Consider the following 344-nt stretch of genomic DNA (forward strand, 5'->3'; position numbering starts at 1 on the left):
GCGACGCGCTCCGCCGCCGGCTCGGGCCGCTGCGCACGGTCCGCCTCACCAGCGGGCTCGCCGCGATCGGCTATGCCGCCGTGCTCACCGCGGGCCTGGTGCCGGACAGGCCCGTCGCCGTGATCGTCGCCGTCTCCGGCTGGGCGCTCGCGGGGGCCGGGACCGCCCTGATCTGGCCGATCGTGATCGGCACCCTGGCTGAGCGCGGCGAGACCGCCCCGAAGCTCTCCGTCGTCACGATGATCAGCTACGGCGGCGGGCTCCTCGGCCCCGCCCTGATCGGATTTCTCGCCGCCGCGACCTCTCTGCCCGTCGCGATGCTGCTGCCCGCCGGGCTCGCGGTC

1 protein-coding gene is annotated in these 344 nt (G+C 76.2%); it reads left to right on the forward strand.

Annotation, left to right across the window (positions count from 1 at the left end):
- Positions 1-344, forward strand: a 344-nt coding sequence (locus SB658_RS22555; RefSeq protein ID WP_486308199.1) for a hypothetical protein, incomplete at both ends; no start/stop codon positions are given.

Origin of the sequence: Bacillus sp. SIMBA_008 (assembly GCF_046535495.1) — a bacterium.
Lineage (GTDB): Bacteria > Bacillota > Bacilli > Bacillales > Bacillaceae > Bacillus > Bacillus subtilis.